Raw genomic sequence first — 23,896 nt, forward strand, 5'->3', positions numbered from 1 at the left:
TCGAATGTCGCGTTTGTTGATAGGCTAGGCCAGTTAATACTGTTGCATTGGAGGACGCATGCCTGCTCTTACTTCCGTCTCGGGATTCCCGCGCATCGGGGCGAATCGTGAACTGAAGAAAATCATCGAAGGCTATTGGAAGGGCGCCAATTCGCTTGACGACGTGCGGGCCACGGCCAAGGAGCTTCGCGCCAAGCACTGGAAGCTTCAGGCCGAGGCGGGCATCGAGCTGATCCCCAGCAACGACTTCAGCTACTATGATCAGCTGCTCGACACGGCGATTCTGCTCAACGCGGTGCCGCAGCGCTACCAGCGCCTCGCCTTCGAGAACGCCGAGGACACGCTGTTCGCCATCGGCCGCGGATACCAGGGAGAGCGCGGAGACGTCACCGCGCTGCCGATGAAGAAGTGGTTCACCACGAACTACCACTACATCGTGCCGGAGATCGAGCCGTCGACCGACATCAAGCTCGTGGGCAGCAAGCCCTTCGAGGAGTTCGCTGAGGCGAAGGCGCTCGGCATCCTCACCAAGCCGGTGTTCATCGGGCCGTATACCTTCCTCAAGCTCGCCCGCAACCCGCAGGCCGAGGAGCTGAATGTCGACCGTGGCCTTATCAACGTGACCGCTGCGGCCTATGCCGAAATCCTGACCAAGTTCGCCACGCTGGGCGCGCAGTGGGTGCAGTTCGACGAGCCGTACCTGGTGCTGGACAAGGAGCCGGGCGACGTCGAGCTGTTCAAGGCGCTGTACGCGAAGATCCTGCCGGCGCGTGAAGGCGTCAACAGCGAAGGCGGCAACGGCAAGGTCAAGCTGCTGCTGAATACTTATTTCGGCCATATCGCCGACATCTACGAGACGGTGAACCTGTTCGGCTTCGACGGCATCGGCCTCGATCTGATCGAAGGCAAGGACGAGAATCTTGCCGCAGTGGAGAAGTTCGGCGTCGCGCAGGATACGACGCTGTTCGCCGGCGTCATCAACGGCCGCAACATCTGGCGCAACGATTATGCGGTGTCGCTTGGGCTGATCGACGCGCTGAAGCAGAAAACGGGCAAGGTCGCCGTCTCCACCGCCAGCTCGCTGCTGCATGTGCCGTTCAGCACGGCGGGCGAGAGCGGGCTGAGCGACGAGGTGCGCAGGCATTTCGCGTTCGCGGTCGAGAAGCTTGGCGAGCTTGAAGATATCGCTGAGCTCGCGCAGCTCGATGACGATGCCAAGCGTTCCTCCCAAGCGCTGCAAGGCAATCAGGCGCTCTTCGATGGCACGCGCGTGGCCGAGGATGCGGCTGTCTCCCAGCGTCTCGCGGCGCTGAGCGATGCTGATTTCGTGCGTCAGCCGGCTCGCGCCGAGCGCCAGCAGCTGCAGCGCGAGGCGCTAAATCTGCCGCTGCTGCCCACGACTACGATCGGCTCCTTCCCGCAGACCAAGGATGTGCGCGCCGAGCGTGCGAAGCTGCGCAAGGGCGAGATCGATCAGGCCTCGTATGACGAGTTCATTCGCGGCAAGATCGACGAGGTCATCGCCCATCAGGAGCAGATCGGCCTCGATGTGCTCGTGCACGGCGAATTCGAGCGCAACGACATGGTCGAGTACTTCGGCCAGAACCTCAACGGCTTCCTCTTCACCAAGAACGCCTGGGTGCAGTCCTACGGTACGCGCTGCGTCAAGCCTCCTATCGTGTGGGGCGACGTGTCGCGCGCCAACCCGATCACGGTCGAGTGGAGCGCCTACGCGCAGAGCCGCACGAAGCATTGGATGAAGGGCATGCTCACCGGCCCGGTGACGATTCTCAACTGGTCGTGGCCGCGCGAGGATGTGTCGCACGAGCTGCAGACCAGGCAGTTGGCCTTGGCCATCCGCGACGAAGTGCTGGATCTTGAAAAGGCCGGCATCCGCATCATCCAGATCGATGAGGCCGCGCTGCGCGAGAAGCTGCCGCTGCGCAAGACCGACTGGCACGCCAAGTACCTGGACTGGGCGGTTCCCGCCTTCCGCCTCGTGCATTCGGCTGTGCAGCCGACCACGCAGATCCACACGCATATGTGCTATTCGGAGTTCAACGACATCATCCGCGACATCGATGCGATGGACGCCGACGTGATCTCTTTCGAGGCGTCGCGCGGCGACCTCGTGGTGCTCGACGCGATCCACGACGCTAACTTCGAGACCGAGGCCGGCCCGGGCGTCTACGACATCCATTCGCCGCGCATCCCCAGCGAGCATGAGCTGGAAGAGCGCATCGACGCAATTCTGGAGAAGATCGACGCCAGCAAGGTGTGGATCAACCCGGACTGCGGCTTGAAGACGCGCGGCAATGCCGAGACCTGGCCGAGCCTGACCAATCTGGTCGAGGCGGCGAAGGCCGAACGCGCGAGGCTCGCCCGCTGATGCACGCCCCGATGTTCTCGCTTGAGGTGTTCCCGCCCAAGCGCAACGCGCCGGTCGGCACGATCTACGACACCCTCGACGGGCTGCAGGGCGTCGACCCGGACTTCATTTCGGTGACGTACGGGCACGGTTCGCAATCGGATCGCACGGCGACCGCGCGCATCGCGCACACGATCACCGCCGAATACCGGATTCCCGCCGTCGCCCACCTCACCGCGCAATACCTTGATGAGGCGCAGGCCGATGCGACGCTCGACATGTTCGAGCAAGCGAACGTCAGTGCGGTGCTGGCGTTGCGCGGCGACAGGAATCCGGACCGCGAGCCGCTCGGCGTGTTCGAGCATGCAAGCGATCTGGCGGCCTACATCCGCCGGACCAGGCCGGGCATGACCGTGTTCGGCGCTTGCTATCCGGAAGGTCATCCGCAGGCGCACGACCTGGACGAGGACATCCGCAATCTGAAGATCAAGGTGGATGCCGGCGCGACGCACCTGATCTCGCAGCTGTTCTACGATAATCAGGATTTTCTGCGCTTTCTCGACAAGGCCCGAGCCGCTGGCATCAACGTGCCTATCGAAGCGGGCATCATGCCGGTAACGAACGCCGGTCAGGTGCGCCGCATGGTACGCACTTGCTCGTCGCGCGTGCCGCAGCGTCTCGAAACGATGCTCGACAAGTGGGGGAGCGATCCCACCACGTTGCAGGATGCAGGCATTATCTACGCTTCGGAGCAGATCGCCGACCTCGTGGCACGCGACGTCGAAGGCATTCATCTCTACACGATGAACCGCCCGAGCGTCACCCGAGGCATCTGGCGCAACGTGCAGCCGCTGTTCGCGAAGGCCGCTTCGACTGCGCCGGTTTCCGCGGTTTCGGCGGCGGTGTAGAACCAGTGTTCTCTCGTAGCGTCGTTCCGCAACGTCGCGCATCCATGTAGATTAGTGGCTATGGATTCCATATCTCTCTCTGTCTCCACCCGCGATCTCATCCGCGCAGGGTTGCAGGATTTCGACACGGCGACGGCGCTGTTCGGCGATCTTGCAGCCGAAGGATGGGAACCCGCTCAGCTGCGGGGCGTGCTTGATGCCTTGGAACGCGCCTGCGATCCGGACATTGCGCTGCGTCATCTGGTTGACATCGTGCTTACGCAGCATATCGGCGCGATGCGAGACCAAGAGCTCGCCCGGCTGATCAGGGTACTGGGGGCTTCCGAATCCATGGGCACCCTTATGCGTTTCCGCCCTGCGCTCGTGCGGGCCGCAGCTGCAGATCCTCAGGAAAGCTACTTGTTCAATCGCGACCAACGCCGCGCACGCATTTTGCGTGCGGTCGGCGTGGGTTCAGATGATTCAAACGTTTCTGACGATTCCGCTGACCACGCTACACGAGCTGCCGGCGCATCTGCAGCGGCTGCGACAACTGTCGCCCCGGCTGCCTCGTCTGCTCCGACCGCTACCAAGCCGTTAGCCGAGGCCACCGAGGCCTTGCGACTGTCCTATTTCTACCAGCTCGCCGCGATTATGGCGCAGGATGTGATTGCGGCCGATCCGTTGGAAATCCAGCCACGCATCAGCCAGGAGCTCTCCGATTTGGCCGATGCCGCTCTTGAAGGCGCACTGGCCATCGCACGGCATGAGGTCGAGGGAAGCGAAAACTGCCGGTTCGCGATCATCGGCATGGGCAAGCTCGGCGCACGCGAGCTGAACTACGTTTCGGACGTGGATCTGATCTATGTCGTGGAGCCGGCCGACGAGGACACTGACGCCAGCCAGCTGACCAGAATCGGCACTAGAATCGCCACCACGCTGCAGCGTGTGTGCCAGTCGGTCGTCCCGGGCGTCGGCGTGCCCGCGCTCTGGCAGATCGACGGCGGGCTTAGGCCCGAAGGCAAGGACGGCCCGCTGGTGCGCCGCCTTGCCTCGCATCGCGGCTACTACGAGCAGTGGGCGAGCAACTGGGAGTTCCAGGCGCTGCTCAAGGCGCGGCCTGCGGCGGGGGACGGGCGTGTCGGGCGCGACTATATGGCCATGACGAGGCCCTTCGTCTGGTCGGCGTCGAAGCGCGACAACTTCGTGCACGACTGCCAGCAGATGCGCAAGCGGGTCGAGGATCTTATCCCCAGCGCCCTCAAGGAGCGCGAGATCAAGCTCGGGCGCGGCGGCCTGCGCGATGTGGAGTTCACCGTGCAGATGCTGCAGCTCGTGCACGGCCGTTCGGACGAATCCCTGCGCATCACCGCCACGCTTGATGCCTTGCAGGCTTTGTCCCAGGGCGGCTACGTATCGCGTCGGCAGGCCGCGAGACTCTCTGATGACTACCGGTTTGAACGAGTCCTTGAGCATCGCCAGCAGATGTGGGCGCTCAAACGCACGCATCTGTTCCCAGATATCGGCGTGGCCGATGGCGAGACGCCGCTTGGGCGAGGGTCGAGGATCGAGCCCCTTGACCAGAATGCTGAGCTGCGTCGGCTCGCACGTGCGCTGCGATTGCTCCCCGAAGAACTGGTCGAACGTTATGAGAGCACCCGCCAGGAGGTGCGGCGGATGCATATGGATATTTACTATCGTCCGATGCTGCCGGTCAACGCCCAACTCGAAGACGACCAGATCGTGCTGAGCAGGCAGGCGGCGCGTGACCGCTTCGCCTCCATCGGCTTCGGCGATGCCGATGCCGCGATCCGTCATGTCTCCGCGCTGACCGAGGGCATATCCCGCGCCGCCAAAATCAACCGCTTCCTGCTGCCTGCCGTGCTGCAATGGCTCGGCGAGGGCCAGAACCCCGATATGGGGCTGCTCAACTGGCGTCGGCTTGAGGAGAACTTCGGCACGGGCAGCCCCTATCTCGGCTTCCTACGCGATTCACCGATGGCCGCGCGGCGCCTGTGCCATATCCTCGCCAACTCGCGTTTCCTTGGCGATGCGCTCAACAAATCCGTGGAGTCGATCACCTGGCTGGGCAATGACGATATGCTGCGTGCTCGCGACAGAGCAAGCCTGGACGTCCAGTGCCACGCGACATTGGAACGCTACGCTGATTCCACCGCCGACTTCGCGCATTCGATGCGCGCGATGCACCGCCACGAAATCGAGCGCGTGGGGCTGTCCTGGATGGCGGGCGTCATGGATTCGGATGCCTGTCTGGCCGGCATGACCGACGTGTACGACGCGATACTCGATGCCGCGCTGCAATGGTCAATCCGCTCGCAATGCCGGGTGAAGCGCTACTGCGACCCTCCCGCAGCCTTAGCTGTCATCGGCATGGGGCGCTACGGCGGACGCGAGATTAATTTCAGCTCCGACGCCGACGCGATTCTGATCTATCGTCCTTGTGATGGGTTCTCGGAGGAGGATGCCGGCATCTTCGCGCAGGCGGTCGTCGAAACGTTGCGCAACGTGGTGCTGGGTCCGGTGACGGTCGAGCCGAAAATCGATCTCGACCTCGATCTGCGCCCCGAAGGCAAGAACGGCCCGCTAATGCGCTCCTACGCCTCCTGCGAGGAATACTATGCGCAGTGGGCCGCCACCTGGGAGCATCAGGCGCTCTTGAGGGCGCGTTACGCCGCAGGCGACAGCCAGCTTGCCGAGGATTTTCTGCACAACATCGCCGATCCGCTGCGCTATCCGAGCGGGAAGGTATCCGATGCGGCCGTAGGCGAGATCAGGAAGCTCAAGGCCCGCATGGAGGCCGAGCGACTGCCGCGCGGCGTGCCGAGGCACCGGCACTTGAAACTCGGCAAGGGAGGGCTATCCGACGTGGAATGGACCGTGCAGCTCATGCAGCTGCGCCATGCCGGGCAGCACGAAGGCCTGCGCGTGAACTCGACCTTGGCCGCCCTTGATGAGTTGGAACGTTTAGGCTACATCGAATCGAAGGATGCTCACGTGCTATGCCGCTCCTGGTGCATGTGCACCGATGCGCGCAACGGCAACTATCTGTGGACCGGCCGGGCCGCGCGCGCCGACATTCTGCCCGAAGACCTCGACTCCCTTGGTGCCATCGCGGTGTATTTGGGCTACGAGTCGCACCACGGCCAGCACTTCGAAAACGACCTGCTCGGCACGCTGCGCCAATGCCGCGAAGTCGTGGAGCGGCTGTTCTACGGGGAGGAATGAGCGGGGTGGCGTGAACAGTGACGTCAGCTCGCGTTATCCCAGTTCGATGGTGGCGTCGCATGCGTTGGCGACCCGGTCGGAGTGGGTGGCGATGATGATGACGCCGCCGTGATCGGCCATGTCGCGCAGTGTGGCGATGACCATGTCGGCGTTGCCGTGGTCGAGGGCGCCCGTGGGTTCGTCGGCGAGGATGATGCCTGGCCGTTTGACGATGAGCCGCGCGAGCGCGACGCGCTGCTGCTCGCCGCCGGAGAGCTGGAATACGGGCTCGCGCTCCCGCCCCTTGAGTCCGACGCGATTGAGCGCCTGCCGGGTCAGGGCATGCCATTCGCTTCTGTTGGCGGTGCTGCGCAGCGCCACATCGAGATTCTGCTCGATGGTGGCGTTGTCGATCAGCGCATAGTCCTGGAACAGGTAGCCGAGCGTGCGTTTGCGGAATAGTCGCGCCTGTCTCGAATTCATGGCGGTGAGCTCGCTGCTGCCGCATGACAAGGTTCCGGCGCTGGGGCGTTCGAGCAGGCCGATGCAGTTGAGCAGCGTCGATTTGCCTGATCCCGAGGGGCCGGTGAGCGAGATCATCCGCCCCGGTTCGATGCGGAACGTGAGGCCGCGCCACAGCACCCGCCGTCCGAAGGTTTTCTCAAGCTTGGCGGCGATAACGGGCTCGCCGGGCAGGGAGAAGTTCTGCATGCTTATTCCTCTCTGGAATGGTTGGCTGCCAGCGCACGCGAGTAGCGCGCGGTCGCCAGCAGGTACATGAGGATGTTCACGAAGGTCACGGCGGCGACGAAGGCGGACTGCCATCCGCCCAGCAGATAGATGTCGCTGGCATCGTTGGAGGCTGCTGACGGGCCGGCGTCCTGCCTGCTTTGGATGACCATGCAGGCCGAGTACAGGACCGGGACGAGCGCCAGGGCGGCTTCGGCGATGATGAACGGCCGGTGGGTGGCGGCGAATCCCCAGCCGTGCGCGTATCGAGCGAAGATGCGCTGCGCATCGCTGCGCACATGCGTCTGGGCGGCGGCGATGGCCGAGGCGACAAGGATGCCGATGGCGACGAGCACGTTCATCACATGGATGCGCAGATTCGCCTGAAGCCTGGCGAAGTCGGCGGCCGCCTTCGAGCTGACGCTGCTCACGGCGAAGATGAACGGCTGCAGGCCCGCCTCGCGCAGCGAGACGAGCGCCTGGTCCGGGTCGGTGAGCATGGCATTGCCCCCGGAGGCGAACGCCGTGTAGTCGTCGGGAGAGAACACGCCGGCGCCCGCGTCCACGCCGATGAGCACCGCGTCATGGAACACCGCCTTCTGGCTGGGCATGTTCTGTTCGCCATAGCCGAACAGCGATTGCCCCGGCCTGCCCATCAGCACGGTGATCCGAGGCGTCGCGACATGATACATTTGGCATTGAGACGCCACGAACGCTTGTATGACGCTCTCGATCTCCTGGCGCTGACGCTGCTTCGAGGCCGGTATTACCACCAGCACCTCATGGTCCGGCACCTTGGCGATGCGCCGGCCCGAGGCGTCCAGCACCGTCTGAGCACGCAGATAATTCGAATTCACAGTCAATGCATCTCCCGACAGCGATGGCGTGTTGCGCCCGGCCGCGCCCGGCTGACTCGCATAGCGCGAAAGCTCCTTCAGCGTGTACCCTTCCTCGGCGAGGATCATCCTGCCCTGCCGCTCCTGCGAGATGAGCCACCGGCCCGTTCTGACCGAGTACCGGTCCTGCTCATCCTGCGAGAGCCGGGGATTGAGACTGATGGCGCTCGCCTGCCCGGCTGTGCTCCATGCCTGCCGCGCCTCGGCCTGATCTATGGCCTGGCCGACGGCGAGACCTGCGTAGATGACCGCCCAGGCGGCCAGGACCACGGCGGGGGCCCGCACGCAATAGATCGCCCCGGAAGCCAAACGGGCCGGCAGCCGGCCCTTGAGAGCGGCGAGCAGCGGCGAGCGCGACGCTACCGCGAACCCTATGAGATACGCCACCGCGATCACCGCGAGCAGCGCAGCAAAAATGCCGGACGCCAAGCTCAGCGCCATGCCCATATGCGCGGCATGGTTGTACAGGCCCAGGAACCCGACGAAGCCAAGCGCGGCGATCAGCGTCACGGCGAGGCTTTGGCGGATGTTGGCCCGTGCGTCGCGGGCCGCGATGCTCAGGGCGGAGCTGCCTTGCAGTCGCTGCACGGCGTATCCCTTGGCGTTCATCAGCGCGAACATGCCCGTCAGCATGGCGCAGAGCAGAAGGGTCACGGGGAAGCTGACGCCCAGGGGCTGGTTGGCTAGCCATTGCATGAAGGAGGCCGTGTAGTCGGTCTTGACGGCGACCTCGTACCCGTCCGCGCGGAACCGGCCGGCGAATGCCTGCGTGGCGGCGGCGTCGCCGAACACATAGTAGTTGCCGCGCGGGTCCTGCCCCGCAAGCCGGTCGAAAGGCAGCACGGCGGTCTTCACCGAGCGCGTGAACCTTGGATATCCACGTGCAAGCCAGCCGGAGGGTTAGCCAGACTTGTCGCCAGCCGCCACATAGAGCGTGCGAGCGCCGCCGGGATCGCGGATGTCCTCCACCAGCTTGACGATGTCAGCGCCTTCGCTGCGAGCCGTCCGCCCGATCCCCCCAACGGTTGCCTCGCTGGGCACGGGAGGCGTGGATCCTGACACCTGCACTGTGCCCTGGACTCCCAGCGGACCCATGGCATCCAGGCCGCTGAGAATTACGAATGACCCGACAGCGGCGACAAGAACTGCAACAAGCACCGCCAGCTGAATCGTTCTGCCCTTCATCGGCCCTCCCTATATGAAGCGGTGCCTGAACCTTATTGTTTAGGCACCACGATACTCGGTATCTACACTCATGAATCAGGCATACCGCCAATACGCATGGTCGACGCGGAATGGGTTGCTGCCCCAAGCCGAGGAATACGACCATCGCCCGGCACCAACATTAGGCGAGCGTACGAGCCCTGTAATTGAAGTTGAGGTGTGATTCACTCTCCAACTCTGGTTTCGAGAACACGCCGCTGGCTGGGAATACACATAGTTTCTCGACTGGCAGCGTGTTTTCTCTTGCGCTAGCGTATGAGATGACTTGAAGATTAAGGTGAGGCTGATCAGCCAAGCCGATGAAAGGGCGGCAAGTCATGCGAAGCAGAGGATCTTTATATCGTGCCATCGCCCCATTGGTTTGCGTATGCGGCTTATTGATTCTGACAGTGCGCTTGATGGCTGGAAACGATGGCGAAGAGAGCAGCATCGATCATTTTGTGATGAACGGATGGGGAGTGGCATTCTTTTTGTTTTTCCTCGTTGTGGCGGGCATCACGATATTGCTTAGACGAGATAATCCCACAGCGATGATTGTAATCGGGTTTGGCGAATTGCTCCTCTTCATGATCGTTGGAATAGATCCGTATTCTTATTTGCAGTTGCCTATATTCTTGTGTGTTTATCTTTGCGTATGGCTGCCGCAGTATCTTCAGGCAATCTGCGATGTTCTGGCTGTGGCTGTAGTCGCTGCTCGTTGCTTATATCCTGTAGCGCATTTTGATGCATACTATTCCATCGCCTTTGTTGCCATGGCCGTATTCGCGTTGGGGGCTTCTGTGTATCGAATTTTGAGCGAGCGGAGAAATGCTTCTCTGAAGGTCAAAAGACTTGAGGAGCAATCACATGAGTTGGGTGAGCAGCGAGATAAGGCCGTGACTCGCTCTAGGATGGCTTTGGTGGCAGCTGGGGCGGTTGTGCTCCCGGTGCTGCTCGCCTATGCGTCTGGTTTGAATAGCGCCAGCCATGCCGCAATGAGGATCGCAATGCGGGACCGAGGCTTCGAGGCGGCCGGTTTTGGCCAGCCACTCATTATCCTCTTGGCCTCGCCGATCGTCAGCAGCGAATACGCAAATGGGCAGATCAGAACGAGCCTAGCCGCCGCACCTAAAAGAACGCGCCTGTTGACGGCGAAAACGATTGTGACCGCAGTCTTGTCCACGCTGATCGGCCTGGTCGCCACTCCTATAGCGGTCCTTCTCGAACAATGGACCATGGCGAATTCGGCAGGCAGCGGATTCGTGCCTGTTTTCACCCGAGAAATGCAAGGCAATGTGCTTACCGTGGCGTTGAACTATATATTGATCGCGCTGATCGCTCAGTCATTGACCGTCATCACGCGCAGCATCATCGCGACCATAGTGGTTCTGGTCCCGATGGTGCTCGGATTCACCATCGGCCTTGTTCCGATGTTCCCCATCCTCAGATTCCTCCCCGACCTAGCTGGTATCCAGCTGCTCACCCGATACCCAGGTATTCCCCTTCTTGCGCCTCTACCAGGAGCGCTGGTCATGACAACATGGGCGATTATGATGCTCGTTCTCTCGATGGTCTTTTTCGACCGGCAGGATATCAATGCGTGAGCGGACAGCGGTCATTTCCAGTGCACACCTATGGCTTCTGTGACGCATCTTGCTGGACCGGGGTCTTTCATATAGGTAAGCATGTTAGTGATTCGACCGAAAGACATGACTTCAACAGCAACCCAAATCGGTGCTTCTCTATAGCGAAAGGCGTAATCTAATGTGTCACGTTCAGTTGGGCTTACATAGTGTTTGATCATTTGACTATTCGAACGGCTTAAATCGCGATGTATGCCGTCCACTATAGATTCCAGCCTTCCATTAATGTCAACATAGGTTTTCGTATCGGGATGTCGCGGAATACCGTGAGGCCAAGGCTGTGGATGGTGGCACTCGGGTCAGTTTGGGTGAACTTCGTGCCGGCCTGGTTCAATGACGCATCGCAGTGAGACGGTTTCATGAGCTATCGCAATTGAATTCACGACGGCGGCCGCGCGACAAATCCGCAAACCTCCCCGTCAGGTATCGACTCGGATTTTTGAGACAATCGAAGACCTTGGCGAAGACCCGCGGCCGCACGGCTGCAAGGGGTCGGCGGGGAGCAAACTGCATGGCGCATACGCATCGGCAGCTATCGAGTCGTCTGCGACGTCATCGGTACGACGCTTACCGTGTGCGTTGTTCGAGTCGGGCATCGTCGGGAGATTTACCATGCGCTGTGGTTTCCGGCAGGATGCACACTTGGCGAATGTATGGCATGAGAGACGGCGAGCTGCGGATTACGACTCGGGCTCAGGGAGGGCGAAGAGGTCTTCGACGCTGACTCCCAGCACTTGGGCCAGGCGCAGGGCGAGCGGGGTGGAGGGGATGAAGACGCCGTTCTCGACGGTGTTGACGGTTTTGCGCGAGACGCCGACTTGGCGGGCGAGTTCGGCTTGGGTCAGGCCGCAGCGGGTGCGGTACTCTTTCAGGTGGACGATCAGATCAGGCATTGGCCCGCATGTCGGCGATGGCGAAGCTGATGCCAGCGGCGACAAGCGCCGCGCTGACCGAGGCTATGGGCCACCATACTGGGGCGGTCCAGGCGTGGAACGCCGAAAGGCATTGCAGGAATCCGCTGGCGCAGAAGACTCCGAACGCCCAGCGGGTGGCGTTGGCGCGATTCGCCTTGGTGAACTCGTCGTTGAGGATGCGGCGTTCGGCGCGCGTCCAGCTCAGCCAGCCGGGAGTGCCGTATATCCATATCGAAAGAGCAAGTGCATACACGCACCAGGTCAGTGCTTGAGCGGATATGTTCGGTTCATTAAGCCCGGAGGTGTGGCGTGTCTCCAGACAGGCGCTAACCGAGAAGCACGTGAAGGCGAGTGTCATCAACAGCACCACTCGGCCGCGACGGGCCGTGTATTCCTCAATGGTTTGTCGTTTCTTCATGATTGGCTTCTTTCGCCGAAATGTAACCTATAGGTGACATTGTAATCCTAAGGTGACATGTGACACGCCGCGTCCATGGCCGCGGTTGAAGCCGACTTGAGGAATCGCTCTGGCATGCCGTGCGACGAGGCGCTAGGGTGGTTGGGGCAAAACGATGGGTCGAAATAAGGAGAAGACGGATGAGCGATGCGCAGCCTGACTCGACATCTAACGTGCAATCTGACGCACGGCCTGCGCCGATGCGAACCATAGAAGCTGAGCTGTACGAGCGCCTGAGCAAAGTGATCGACCCCGAGCTGGGCCGTTCGATCACCGATGTGGGCATGATCGCCGCCATCGAGGCGAAGCCTGCCGGAAGGGTTGGCGCTCGCGAGACTTCCGAGGTTTCTTCCGATGCTGCTGGTGATGCCGACTTCGCTGATTCCGCCGATAGCTACGATGTGACGGTAAGGGTCGAACTGACCGTCAAAGATTGCCCGCTCTCGCAGACCATCACCAATCAGATCAATGGCGCAGTAACCTCCTATCCTCGTGCCACGCTCATACCGCATATCGAAGTGTCGTCGATGAGCCGTGACAAGCTCGCCGACTTGGTGGCCGGGCTCAAAGCCGAGCGACGGCAGAACCCGTTCAACAAGCCGGGCGTCAAGACGCGCATCTTCGCCATAGCCTCGGGCAAGGGCGGCGTCGGCAAATCCTCAGTCGCGGCGAATCTGGCCGCCACATTCGCGGCCCTCGGCTACGACACGGCCGCCATCGACGCCGATATCTATGGTTTCTCGCTGCCGAAACTCTTCGGCGTGCACACCCAGCCCACGAATTTGAACGGCATGCTCATGCCTGTCACCGCGTGGGGCGTCAAGATGATCTCCATCGGCATGTTCGCCGGCTCCGAACGCGCTATCCTGTGGCGGGGGCCGCGTCTGCAGCGCTCCTTGGAGCAGTTCCTCGCCGACGTGTGGTGGGGCAGCCCTGACGTGCTGCTGCTCGATCTGGCCCCCGGCACCGGGGATATGGCGATTTCCGTGGCGCAGGCGCTGCCCAACGCCGAGCTGGTCGTGGTCACCACGCCCCAGTCCAGCGCTTCTGACGTGGCTGTGCGCTCAGGACTGGTGGCATTGCAGGTGCCGATGAAGGTGCGTGGAGTCGTGGAGAATATGAGCTACTTCGACCATAGCGGCGAGCGGCTGCGGCTCTTCGGCGAAGGCGGGGGAGCGCGAGTCAGCCAGCAGCTGACTGACGCGCTCGGCACCGACGTGCCGCTGCTCACCCAGCTGCCGCTGCAGCCCGAGATCCGTGAGATTGGCGAAACCGGCCGCCCGGCAGTCCTGACGCCCGAAGGCGCGCTGGACTCAAGCCCGCTGGCGCAGTCATTCGAGGCGCTGGCGAAGCGGCTTATGAGTTGAGTCTCCTGGTGATGGAATTTGACACAGACTGCTGATGCCGTACGCTAAGTGAGTACTCACTCACCTAGTGATTGGAAGCAGCATGGCGAACATGACCACGACTATGGCTACGGCCACGACTGGCCGCGAACGGCGGCAATGCTGATGCCGCAATCAGATAACAACAGGCCGGGCGGCGACAACACCGACGATGCCGTGGTGTCGGTCTCGCATGTCTGCCAAAGCTACGGCAAAACCGAGGTGCTGCATGACGTGAGCCTGACAATCAGGCGTGGGGAGATCGTCGCGCTTATCGGGCCGAGCGGCTCGGGCAAGACCACGTTGGTGAGCTCCATCATGGGGATGCTCGCCCCGCAGTCAGGAGCGGTACAGGTGCTCGGCGAGCATATGCCCAATCGCAGGCTGCTCGGCGGCATCGGTTACATGGCGCAGAATGACGCCCTGTACACCGATTTGACAGCCTTGGAGAATCTTCGATTCTTCGGCACCGTTCTTTCGATGAGCAAACAGCAGCTGCATGCGGCGATTCCGCAGGTCGCGGGCGTCGTCGGGCTAGCGAAAGATCTGCATACCAAGGTCGGCAACTTTTCCGGAGGGATGAAGCGGCGGCTGTCGCTCGCCATTGCGATGATCAGCAATCCGCCCATCCTGATACTCGACGAGCCCACCGTCGGCATCGATCCCGAGCTGCGCAGGCAGATTTGGACTGAGCTGCGCCGATTGACCGGTGAGGGGAAGACGATTCTGCTGACGACGCATGTCATGGAGGACGCGCAGCAATCAGACCGGCTCATCATGATTCGGGACGGCATGAACATCGCCGAAGGCACGCCTGATGCAGTTGTCAGGCAGTTCAGCGCACCCACGCTTGAGGATGCGTTCATTGCGGCGGGAAAGGGACAAGATGCGCACCATAGCAATCGTTAGGCGAGTCATGCTGGAAATGCTGCGCGACAAGCGCACTCTGGCGCTCATGCTCGTCGCGCCGCTGCTCATTCTCACGCTCCTGTATTACCTGTTCCAAGGAGTCGGAACCACCAGCGCCGACCTTGGCGTGCGGTCAGTGGATTCCCGGCTTGCTGCGGCGCTTGCATCCGACGAACTCACCGTGCATACGGTATCCACGAGCGGCAAGGACGCGAATACCAGTGCTGAGCGCATCATCAGAGACGACGGTTATGCAGGATTGCTTGAGCAGCACGGCAGCACACTGACCCTCACACTAGCGGGCGATGACATCAGCAAGAATGCGCTTATCGAGCAGCGCTTGCATGCCGCGCAGGTGACACTGCAAGCCAAAGCTGCTGAAACGACCATTGCTGCGCAGACCCAGGCCTTGACAGCGATGCAGCAGCAGCTTGCAAACCTTACGTCGATGCTTACGGCAGCGAATATCCCGCTGGCGGCTCCTATGCCCGCAGCGTCTGCGCAGCCTTCGACTCCCGCTATTCCTTCGACTTCCTCGGCTCCTCCAAAGACAGCACCCGCCACGGTTTCGGTTCACTACCTGTACGGCACCAAAGACTCCACCTTCTTCACGAATCTGTTGCCGGTGTTGATGGCATTCGTCGTGTTCTTCTTCGTGTTCATCATCTCCGGTATGGCGCTGCTGCACGAACGCACCACTGGAACGCTCTACCGGCTGCTTGCTACGCCAATCACATTCCGCGAAATCCTTGGAGGCTATCTCGCGGGCTACGGGCTGTTCGCCGTCATCCAGACCTGCCTGATCATGCTGTTCGCCATCCAGGTGTTCAAGATTCAGATTCTGGGCAGCCTGTGGCTGGTCATGCTTATCAGCATCCTCATCGCGCTGACGGCGCTCGCCCTTGGCCTGCTGATTTCGGCTTTCGCGAAAACCGAATTCCAGATGATGCAGTTCATCCCCGTCGTCATCATTCCCCAGATATTCTTCTCCGGCCTTATTTCCGTCGATTCCATGCCGCGCTGGCTGCAGGTGATCGCCCATATCATGCCCCTGTATTGGGGCGCCACGAGTATGAGCGATGTTATAGAACGAGGGAGTGGCTTCATCGATGTCGCGCCGCATCTTATGGTGCTTGTGGGATTCCTGCTCGCATTCTTCGTGCTCAATATGCTGACCATGCGTACGCTTCGGCGCTCTGGAACGATGGGAGCGCCGCTGCATAGGCAGCACACACCTCATGCTTCGGTGGAATCGCGCAGTTCGAGCGCCACGAGCGCATCGAGCGCATCGAGCGCATCGAATGCTTCGTTCGCGCCTGCGGAGAGGTAGATCATGACCCAATCAAACCGACCAGTCGAAGACGCTTTCGCGGCGAGTCTGCGAACGTCCGATCTCACCGACAAGCAGCAGGCCGTGCTCACGGCATGCCTCGCACTGTTCTCGCGCAAGGGATTCGACGCCACCAGCACCAAGGACATCGCGCAGCTTGCGCACGTTTCCGAAGGGACCGTGTACAAGAAATACCGCAGCAAGCAGGGCCTGCTGGACGCGCTGCTCGCGCCGCTGGCCACCGTGGTGGTGCCGCGCCTCGCCAAGGAATTCATGGGGGAGATCGCTCGCAACGATTCCGCGGACTTTCGGGCGTTCTTGGATTTTATTGTGCGCGACCGCATGGCCTTCGCCATATCCAATCGTCAGCTCATTCGCATCATGATCGGCAGAGTGCTCAACGACCCTCAGATGCTCACGACGGTGCTGGGGCAGTTCTCCGATGCCATCACCGAGACGATCGAGCCAATTCTGAAGCGCTATCAGCAGGCGGGCCAGCTCGTCGATTGGCCCGCTACGACAATCATGCGCACCATCGCCTCCACCGTCATCGGCACCACGATGCCTTGCATCCTTCTTGATACGGCAGACCTCGACATCGACTCCGCCACCGCCGAAGTAGTCGATTTCCTCGCGAAGGGGTTGTCGCCGGGTGAGAGTCGTTGAATTTTCTCATTTTTTGATGATTCATGCCAAAGATTCGGTTGCAGCTATCTTGTCTGATTATTTACTAAGCAGATTTTTGAGTGCAGTTGTCTAATGGGGTCTTTCGAGCATGTCGGCACATATCCGGGAATGACGGAATTCCAAGGGTTAGGTGAGCAATCAAATCGACTCGAATGGGTTTATACTTTTGCAAGTGCTTAATAGACGAAAAAAGTGCTGAGAAGATGAAAATACTAGGGGCAGATATCGCAAGAGCCACAAAACCACGTTTATTAAGCACATTTTTCGTCTATTAAGCACTTCGGAAAGTAGACGGCGAATCTGGCACTCAACATTTTGGCGGAATATCGCGGTTCCAAAAGAATGAACTTTTTTCGTTTCATCGCATACGAAGGCTTTATTCACGAAAATGTGCTTAGTAAAATTGCGTGCAGCGGTCACATGCCAAGAAGGCTGCTGATAAAGGCTAAAATCCATAGTTTTCGCCCCCCCCAAAAAAAAGCTGCCGAAATATCTGTGGTTTTCGCACTTTTTCGCGGATGACCGAAAGACGTGTGTTGTGGCATGGTATCGTAGGGTTCCAGATGGAGATTCCTGATATGCCAAGGGGTCTAGGGTTTTGGAGAAAGGGTTACTGGCCTTGCTTTTGTGATGAATGATGGATGCGCGAGACGGCTGTGCTGTATGCATGGCTCGATCTCGTAGTGCGTGCGCGTTGAGGCGCATTGCCGCGCTCGTCCCATCACATCGCTTCGCAGACTAAGCCACGCCATACCAGGGTGTTGAGGCTGCGAGCGTCGGTTGGGTTTCACCGCATACCGTCAGCATCATTGAAACTCTTTGCAATGCGCCACATTTCATGATTGGACTGACCCACTATGGCGCATATACAAGTACTGACGTTGAATGACATCAGCTACGAATATCCCGGCTCTTCGACGCCGCTGTTCGAACATATCAGCGTGACTTTCCCTCCCGGATGGACTGCGGTGCTGGGCGATAACGGCATTGGCAAAACCACGTTGATGCAGATTGTGCTGGGACGTCTGAGGCCTGACAAGGGCAATATCGCGCCGAAACCGGGCAGCCTCATCAGTACGTATTGCCCGCAGCGCACCGACGAAGCCCCAGAAAACCTTGAGGATTTCGCCATCGACTGGTCGCCGGAGACTTTGCGGATACGCGAGGCATTGGGCATTGGCGATGACTGGGCGTATCGCTATGACAGCCTGTCAGGCGGCGAGGCGAAGCGGCTTCAGCTTGCTTGTGCGCTTTCGCTACGTCCCGACTTGCTGATTCTTGATGAGCCGACCAATCATGTCGATGAATCCACACGCTTGGCTATTGCCGAAGCGCTGCGCTCTTTCGGTGGCATAGGCATCGTGGTGTCGCATGACGTGGACCTGATCGAGGCCGTATGCTCGCGCTGCGTGGCATTCGAACGACGGCATGTGGAAGGCCGCAATGTCACTGCGATTCTGGAATTCGCTGGCGGATATAGCGATATGACAGTTCAGGTCGAGCGCCGCGACCGGGCAGCCAGCGATGCCGCAGCGAGTGCGAACAAGGAGGCGAAGCGTTTGCGGCGCATACGTGCCGAGCGCTTTCAGCAGGTGCAGAAGGCCGACGCGATCAAGCGGCACGGAGAGCGGATCGACCCCAAGGATCATGATGCGCGCAATCGCCGAATCGGCGCGAAGGCGCTGAGCCTCGACGCCAATCCCGCGCGGCAGTACGCACAGCTGGGCGGGCGTTTGGCTGCTGCCGATGAGCGTGCGGCGAGCATAGCGACTGCGGCGAAGCGCTACGACAGCCAGGTCTGGTTCGATATCGAGCCAAGCCATCGCCGGGAGCTGGTGCATCTGCCTGCGGGGGTTATTCGTTATGGCTCTGACAAGATACTGACTGAGCCGGTCGTAGATCGGCAGGCACAGCTGACTCGATTGCGCGTCGTTTCGCAGGAGACTGGTTCGACGATGGCCAGTTCGGCAATGGCTCACCCATCAGCGAGCGATTCGGTCATGGCTGACGCTGAAAGTTCGACGTCGGCTATTGATGATGCGGCCGATGTTACCACCGATACCGCAGATACCACTGCAACCAGTGGCACGAAAGTTGGATTTTTGTCCACGTCATTGCCGAAAACGACTGGCTCGGAGCCTGAGTCGATACTGCAGCAGCTAGAGCAGTCGCAAGAGTCGCCGCAAATCGCAGACGGCATAGCACTTGCAGCCGGAGCAGCGGATTCCCCTCGCGTGGGTGTGGCGATTCCCGTGCTGAGCGTCGGTCCGCAGGATCATATTGGCGTCGCCGGCCCGAACGGCGGCGGCAAGACCACGGTGGTGAATGCCGTGCTGAGAAGCCTGGTGAATCGGAATAGGACCGACGGCCGGAACGAGGCAATCGGTCCGAGCACCGATAGCAGCCCAAGCGAGGCAAACAGCCAGAGCGGTCCGGACGAATCGAGCAGCCAGAATCAACCGAATAGTCAGCATGACCGGAATAACCGAAAAACCCCAAGCACTCAGAACATCCAGAATATCCATAGCATTTGGAGCAACGTGGATGAGGGCAATGAAGTGCCCTACCTCATGATTGCGCAGAACACCACCGACGATGATGCGAAGCGCGCGCTGACGCAGTTGCGCGAATTGCCAAGCGAAGTCAAATCGCAGGTCCTGAGCTCCTATGCCCAGCTCAACGCCGACCCGGACCGGCTGTCTGCCGGCGCATCGCCTTCGCCGGGGGAGCTGCGCAAACTGCTGCTGTGCCTGGGGATCGCACGTCATCCGCAGCTCATCATCATGGATGAGCCGACCAATCACCTTGATCTGCATTCCAAACAGGCGTTGGCCGCAGCGCTGCAAGCCTACCCGGGTGCGCTGATCGTGGTCTCCCACGAGCGCTGGTTCCTGCGCCAAGTCGCTTCGACGCTATGGGAGGTCGGCTGACCCAGGGGTGAACCAGGCTAGTGGCCGGGTCGGTCGCAGCATAGAACCGTTGGGAAAGCTGCACAGACGGGAAGCTGCACAGACGAGCCCGGATATATAGTGAAGCCCCGGCAGCATGTAGCTGCCGGGGCTTCACTATATATCCGCCATGACTGCCGTTAGCTATCTAGGAAACAGAAAACGCAAATTCCGAAGACAGCCAAACGCACTGACTCAGATGTGGAAGTACAGCTCGTACTCCAGCGGGGTCGGGGCGAGGCGGGCGAGATCGATTTCGCCGCGCTTCAGATCGAGCCACGTCTCAATGAGATCGTCGGTGAACACGTCGCCAGCGGTCAGGAAGTCGTGATCCTCTTCGAGAGCGTTCAGGGCTTCGGCGAGCGAACCCGGAACCTGCTTGATACCGGCATGCTCTTCCGGCGGCAGCTCATAGAGATCCTTGTCGACCGGGGCCGGGGGCTCGATGTGGTTGAGGATGCCGTCGATGCCGGACATCAGCTGCGCCGAGAAGGCGAGGAAGGGGTTCGAGGAGGGGTCAGGCGCACGGAACTCGATGCGCTTGGCAGCGGGGGAGGTGCCGGCCAGCGGGATACGGATAGCGGCGGAACGGTTCCTCGCGGAGTACACCAGGTTGACCGGCGCTTCGAAGCCGGGGACCAGACGGTGATACGAGTTGAGCGAGGGGTTGGTGAAGGCCAGCACCGACGAAGCGTGCTTGATCAGACCGCCGACATACCAACGAGCGATATCGGAAAGCCCACCGTAGCCCTGCTCGTCGTAGAACAGCGGCTTGCCGTCCTTCCACAGGGACTGATGGCAGTGCATGCCGGTGCCGTTGTCGCCATTGATCGGCTTGGGCATGAAGGTGGCGGCCTTGCCAGCCAGCGCGGCAGTCTCGTGCACAACGTACTTGTACTTCATGAGATCGTCGCCCGCATGCTGCAGCGTATTGAAGCGATAGTTGATCTCTTGCTGGCCTGCGCCGGCGACCTCGTGGTGCGAACGCTCGAGAACCAGGCCGACCTTCTGCAGGTTGGCGACCATGTCGTCGCGCAGATCCTGGTTGTGGTCCTGCGGCGGAACGGGGAAGTAGCCGCCCTTGACGCGGTTCTTGAAGCCGATGTTCGGCGTGCCGTCCTCTTCGTACTCGGTGGCGCTGTTCCACGGAGCTTCGATGGAGTCGACCTCATAGAAAGAACGCTGCATCGAATTCTCGAAACGCACCTTGTCGAAGATGAAGAACTCGGCTTCGGGGGCGAAGGACGCAGTGTCGGCGATGCCGGTGGACTTCAGATACGACTCGGCCTTCGCGGCGACCTGACGGGGATCACGGGAATAGGGCTCGCCGGTGACCGGATCGACGATGGAGAAGGCCACGTCGAGCGTCTTATGCTTGCGGAACGGATCGATGAACGCGGTGCTCACATCGGGCACCAGATTCATATCGGACTCGTTAATCGCCTGGAATCCCTTGACGGAAGAGCCATCGAAGGGCATGCCATCGGTGAATGCATCCTTCAGGAATTCGCTGGCCGGCACGGTGAAGTGCTGCTGTACGCCGATCAGATCGGTAAAGCGTACGGAGACATACTCCACGCCTTCCTGATTGATGAGGGCCTCGGCATCGGCCTTAGTTTCAAGTGCAGTCAATGGACCGCTCCTTTCATGTGGACTTACGAAATCCAAGTGTAAAACAGAGGGTTTCTCCGGCTCGCGCGTCAGGTTACGAACATGTTTCGTAAATCAGGTGCGCACGGTCTTTCCCAAAGGCGAACAGCTTGTGCCGAACACGGTGATTTATGAGTATTTGCAAGGCATGGGAGCAAAAAATAATGTGCCCCGCCAGCTATTGACGACGGGGCACATTATTTGCTATGGAAAAGGGAAAATTTAGTTCGAAGCTGCGAGAGGCATCAGCGGCCACGCATGGCGCGCCTGCTGATGCGCTGCGGGCGCGTGGGATCGATGCCCTTGGGAATGCCGAAGCCGGACTTCGTCTGCAGCGTGCGCAGTCGATCGTTGAGCATGGCGAGCTCCTCCTTGGTCAGGATGAAGCGACGCCGAGGATGAATCTTCGCGATGAGCGCGTTCTTATGATTCGTCGGCTCGTAGCTTTTGCACTTGAGCACGGCCTTGCGCAGCTCCTTGAGACGCACCTGCTTCTCACCCTTGCCCACCACGATACGGTAGACCGGGATGGCAGACCCGGCCGTCACGCCCTTGATGTTGTGCTCCTGGCGGTCCATCGCATGCATTACGCGGCCGTAATCGCCTTCGCCCAGCAGATAGACGCCGCTGTAGCCCGTGCCGCGCCAGATGGAGTCCTTGGTCTTGGGATCCATCCATACCGGCTCTTCGGGGAAGCTGTAGCCGGCCTTGTTGATATTGCTCAGCACGCTGATGGCCGCGCCCGGGCGCCCTTCGATGCGCGCGTAGCCGACTTTGTCGGCGCGATTGGTGAGCAGAATCGTGAAAAGAAGCACGCCCAGCATCGCTGCCGTGATCATGAGGAATATCCAGACGAACACGGACCAGTGCATGAGCACGCCGGCCACGGCGAACACTATCACCGGCAGCAGGAAGGCGCTGGCCAAGAGCCAAGGCAGAGGCTTGTCTTCCGGAGCCGTGTATCGATAGATCTGGATGATCTGCTTGACGATGTTCGGCTTCTTGCCCGCCTTCGAATCCTGCGCTGCCATCTGCTTCCTCACTTGCTGTTGAATTTGCTGTTATACGATGCTGCCGTCGCAATGCCGTTTTCACGATGCTGTCGTTGGGCAATGGACATACCGACCCTATAGTTTAGCAGCAGGCTCGCCGAACCTCGCTAGCGCGTGTGCAGCGGACGGCCATCGGCCTTGAGCAGCGCCTCGCCGAAGGTTTCGCTGAAGGTGGGATGGGGATGGATGAGACGCGCGGCATCACTCAGCGGCACATGGTTGCCGACCAGCTGCTCGGCCTCGGCGATGAGGTCGCTGGCGCCGGGGGCGACGATATGCGCGCCAAGCACGACGCGTCTGCCCGGCGCCTGCGCACGCTCGCCGCTGACCAGGCTCATGGAACCCGCGGAACCGCTCATGAGCATGCGGGCGTTGGACATCATAGGGAACATCGTCTCCTCGACGTTCGATAGGTCCTCGCGGCTGCGGGCCTGCTCGAGCGTGCAGCCGACCGATGCGGCCTCGGGCGAGGAGAAGACGACCTTCGCGACCGTATCGTCATCCAAAGGCGTGGGATCCAGTCCGGCGATGCTTTCCGCGATCACGATGCCCTGTTCGAAGGCCCGATTGGCCAGCGCATCGCCTTCGGTGATGTCGCCGGCGGCCCAGATGCCCGGAACGCTGGTGCGGCCCAGCTCATCGGCGCGCACGAAGCCGTCGTCGGTCAGCTCGATATGGCTGCCTGCGAACCAAGCCGCCTGCGTGTTGGGGTCCCGTCCGATCGCGGCCATGGCGACCTCTCCGAATGCGGTGGACTCGCCATCCTGGTCTTCTCGCAGGTAGTGCACGGTCGCGCCGAGATTCACGCCGACATCGACGGCGGTGACGTCGGCGTGCGTGATGATGTTGATGCCGCGACGCTTGAGTTCACGCGTCAGCGTCGCTCCGGTACGGCGGTTCCATCCGGAAAGCACCCGGTCCTTGCGAATCAGCAGCGTGACATTGCATCCGCCTGCATTCCACAGTCCCGCGAACTCGACCGCGACCGCGCCGGAGCCGATGATCACGGCGCTGGCAGGGACACGAATAAGCGAAAGCGCCTGCGTGGAGTCAATCAGAGCCCCGGAGAAATCATGCTGGGGCAGGGGCTTGGGCCTGGAGCCGGTCGCCAGAACGATGTCGGTGGCCTGCAGCGTGACCGACTGTCCCATATCCTCGCCGACGCCGGATCGCGTAAAGCGCCTGACTTGGGTTTCCGGTGCGCTTGGCGTAATTTGCATGACGTGCTCGGATGCGTCGGTTATCGCCGCCTCGCCACGCAGCACCGTCACTCCGCGATGCGCGAGAAGCCCTGCCAGTCCGGAGGTCATGGTGTCGACCATGCGCGTCTTGTAAGCGAGCAATGTGCCGAAATCGACGCTGTTGATCGTCGCGTCGATGCCGACCTCGCGAGCCTGATGAACAGTATCCATGGTGCGCGCCGCGGTGATCAGCGCCTTTGAAGGGATGCATCCGCGATTCAGGCAGGTGCCGCCGAGCGTCTCGTCGCGTTCGATCAGGATGACGGACTTGCCCAGCTGCGCGGCGCGCAAGGCGGTGGCATACCCTCCCGGCCCCGCGCCGATGATGGCTATATCGATCTGCTGGGTGGTGGTGTTGTCTTCGGTCATGGC

At 60.8% G+C, this 23,896-nt stretch carries 18 protein-coding genes and 1 pseudogene; 10 read left to right on the forward strand and 9 right to left on the reverse strand.

All coding sequences use genetic code 11. The features are described 5' to 3' along the window. Positions 1 to 58 precede the first annotated feature (58 nt). Genes metE through BISU_RS07655 form a run of 3 tightly spaced genes read left to right on the forward strand, consistent with a single transcriptional unit; the run spans position 59 to position 6,501 of the window. A complete protein-coding gene (gene metE / locus BISU_RS07645; RefSeq protein ID WP_024463964.1) occupies positions 59 to 2,389 on the forward strand; it encodes a 5-methyltetrahydropteroyltriglutamate--homocysteine S-methyltransferase in 2,331 nt (776 codons plus the stop codon). After that, positions 2,389 to 3,276, forward strand: coding sequence for a methylenetetrahydrofolate reductase [NAD(P)H] (gene metF / locus BISU_RS07650; protein ID WP_024463965.1), 888 nt, complete (start codon positions 2,389 to 2,391; stop codon positions 3,274 to 3,276). The genes metE and metF overlap by 1 nt, the downstream gene beginning before the upstream one ends. Before the next feature lie 60 nt (positions 3,277 to 3,336). Beyond that, a complete protein-coding gene (locus BISU_RS07655; protein WP_024463966.1) occupies positions 3,337 to 6,501 on the forward strand; it encodes a bifunctional [glutamine synthetase] adenylyltransferase/[glutamine synthetase]-adenylyl-L-tyrosine phosphorylase in 3,165 nt (1,054 codons plus the stop codon). A gap of 33 nt (positions 6,502 to 6,534) precedes the next feature. On the opposite strand, the gene BISU_RS07660 is transcribed toward BISU_RS07655, so the two are convergent. The 3 genes from BISU_RS07660 to BISU_RS07670 are packed head-to-tail and all read right to left on the reverse strand — an operon-like array spanning position 6,535 to position 9,290. Then, entirely contained in the window at positions 6,535 to 7,191 is a 657-nt protein-coding gene (locus BISU_RS07660; protein ID WP_051246195.1) for an ATP-binding cassette domain-containing protein, read from the reverse strand. A gap of 2 nt (positions 7,192 to 7,193) precedes the next feature. Next, complete coding sequence (locus BISU_RS07665; RefSeq protein WP_024463967.1) at positions 7,194 to 8,960, reverse strand: hypothetical protein; 1,767 nt, start codon at positions 8,958 to 8,960, stop codon at positions 7,194 to 7,196. 45 nt (positions 8,961 to 9,005) lie between these two features. Beyond that, complete coding sequence (locus tag BISU_RS07670; protein WP_024463968.1) at positions 9,006 to 9,290, reverse strand: hypothetical protein; 285 nt, start codon at positions 9,288 to 9,290, stop codon at positions 9,006 to 9,008. A gap of 437 nt (positions 9,291 to 9,727) precedes the next feature. Between BISU_RS07670 and BISU_RS07675 the strand changes: the two genes are divergently transcribed. Further along, positions 9,728 to 10,912: an ABC transporter permease gene (locus BISU_RS07675; protein ID WP_024463969.1), complete on the forward strand. Its 1,185-nt coding sequence runs from the start codon at positions 9,728 to 9,730 to the stop codon at positions 10,910 to 10,912. Between the two features lie 11 nt (positions 10,913 to 10,923). Here BISU_RS07675 and BISU_RS13555 read toward each other — a convergent pair whose 3' ends face one another. After that, positions 10,924 to 11,154, reverse strand: coding sequence for an Abi family protein (locus BISU_RS13555; protein WP_161787724.1), 231 nt, complete (start codon positions 11,152 to 11,154; stop codon positions 10,924 to 10,926). A 276-nt stretch (positions 11,155 to 11,430) separates the two neighbouring features. On the opposite strand from BISU_RS13555, the pseudogene BISU_RS13560 reads away from it, so the two are divergent. Then, positions 11,431 to 11,613, forward strand: a pseudogene (locus BISU_RS13560) (type II toxin-antitoxin system RelE family toxin); the annotation flags it as partial. Between the two features lie 18 nt (positions 11,614 to 11,631). On the opposite strand, the gene BISU_RS07680 reads toward BISU_RS13560, so the two are convergent. Together BISU_RS07680 and BISU_RS07685 are read right to left on the reverse strand one after the other, a co-directional pair. Beyond that, positions 11,632 to 11,844, reverse strand: coding sequence for a helix-turn-helix transcriptional regulator (locus BISU_RS07680; protein WP_024463970.1), 213 nt, complete (start codon positions 11,842 to 11,844; stop codon positions 11,632 to 11,634). Beyond that, on the reverse strand, positions 11,837 to 12,283 hold the full coding sequence (locus BISU_RS07685) for a hypothetical protein (RefSeq protein WP_024463971.1): 447 nt from the start codon (positions 12,281 to 12,283) through the stop codon (positions 11,837 to 11,839). The genes BISU_RS07680 and BISU_RS07685 overlap by 8 nt, the downstream gene beginning before the upstream one ends. A 239-nt stretch (positions 12,284 to 12,522) precedes the next feature. On the opposite strand from BISU_RS07685, the gene BISU_RS07690 reads away from it, so the two are divergent. The 5 genes from BISU_RS07690 (at position 12,523) to BISU_RS11665 (ending at position 19,563) form a co-directional block, all read left to right on the forward strand. Further along, entirely contained in the window at positions 12,523 to 13,689 is a 1,167-nt protein-coding gene (locus tag BISU_RS07690; protein ID WP_033502567.1) for a P-loop NTPase, read from the forward strand. 48 nt (positions 13,690 to 13,737) lie between these two features. Continuing rightward, positions 13,738 to 14,616 (forward strand): ABC transporter ATP-binding protein, encoded by an 879-nt coding sequence (locus BISU_RS07695; protein WP_211222957.1) that lies wholly within the window; start codon positions 13,738 to 13,740, stop codon positions 14,614 to 14,616. A gap of 7 nt (positions 14,617 to 14,623) precedes the next feature. Then, positions 14,624 to 15,946, forward strand: coding sequence for an ABC transporter permease (locus BISU_RS07700; RefSeq protein ID WP_202805570.1), 1,323 nt, complete (start codon positions 14,624 to 14,626; stop codon positions 15,944 to 15,946). 3 nt (positions 15,947 to 15,949) lie between these two features. Beyond that, positions 15,950 to 16,612 carry a TetR/AcrR family transcriptional regulator gene (locus BISU_RS07705; protein ID WP_024463975.1) on the forward strand — a complete coding sequence of 221 codons (663 nt, stop codon included), beginning with the start codon at positions 15,950 to 15,952 and terminating at the stop codon, positions 16,610 to 16,612. 878 nt (positions 16,613 to 17,490) lie between these two features. Further along, positions 17,491 to 19,563 carry an ATP-binding cassette domain-containing protein gene (locus BISU_RS11665; protein ID WP_024463976.1) on the forward strand — a complete coding sequence of 691 codons (2,073 nt, stop codon included), beginning with the start codon at positions 17,491 to 17,493 and terminating at the stop codon, positions 19,561 to 19,563. A gap of 213 nt (positions 19,564 to 19,776) precedes the next feature. Here BISU_RS11665 and glnA read toward each other — a convergent pair whose 3' ends face one another. From glnA to BISU_RS07725, 3 genes are all read right to left on the reverse strand, one after another. Continuing rightward, positions 19,777 to 21,213 carry a type I glutamate--ammonia ligase gene (glnA, locus tag BISU_RS07715; protein ID WP_024463977.1) on the reverse strand — a complete coding sequence of 479 codons (1,437 nt, stop codon included), beginning with the start codon at positions 21,211 to 21,213 and terminating at the stop codon, positions 19,777 to 19,779. 263 nt (positions 21,214 to 21,476) lie between these two features. Further along, complete coding sequence (locus BISU_RS07720) at positions 21,477 to 22,262, reverse strand: DUF4191 domain-containing protein (RefSeq protein WP_024463978.1); 786 nt, start codon at positions 22,260 to 22,262, stop codon at positions 21,477 to 21,479. A gap of 128 nt (positions 22,263 to 22,390) precedes the next feature. After that, positions 22,391 to 23,893, reverse strand: coding sequence for an FAD-dependent oxidoreductase (locus BISU_RS07725; protein WP_024463979.1), 1,503 nt, complete (start codon positions 23,891 to 23,893; stop codon positions 22,391 to 22,393). Positions 23,894 to 23,896 lie beyond the last annotated feature (3 nt).

The organism is Bifidobacterium subtile, assembly GCF_000741775.1.
Taxonomy (GTDB): Bacteria; Actinomycetota; Actinomycetes; order Actinomycetales; family Bifidobacteriaceae; genus Bifidobacterium; species Bifidobacterium subtile.